Origin of the sequence: Streptococcus suis (genome assembly GCF_024509555.1) — a bacterium.
Lineage (GTDB): Bacteria > Bacillota > Bacilli > Lactobacillales > Streptococcaceae > Streptococcus > Streptococcus suis_AD.
The window spans coordinates 1-235 of sequence record NZ_JAMWEL010000102.1 but is presented as its reverse complement, the minus strand read 5'-3'; the positions used below and the strand labels follow the sequence as shown (position 1 = coordinate 235).

The 235-nt window shown below is 43.0% G+C and carries 1 pseudogene; it reads right to left on the bottom strand.

The features are described from left to right. Window positions 1-235 (bottom strand): annotated as a pseudogene (locus NF418_RS10510) (hypothetical protein); the annotation flags it as partial.

Sequence of the window (235 nt, the reverse complement as noted above, 5' to 3'; positions counted from 1 at the left end):
TTGTTACAGTTACTGGAATGTTAACTGTACGAGCTTCCTCGTCGTCTTTCCAATCTGTAATGTCTGGTGTACCTGTCAAGTTACCGTTGCTATCTACTGATACGCCGTTAACTGGTTCTGATGGTGTGATCACTGAATTTGGTGATTCTGGTGTGATAACCTTAGTATTTTCAACTGGTTGACCTTCAACTACAGTTGCTGGGGTTACAGCAGAGTCTGTATTCGGTGTCTTAGG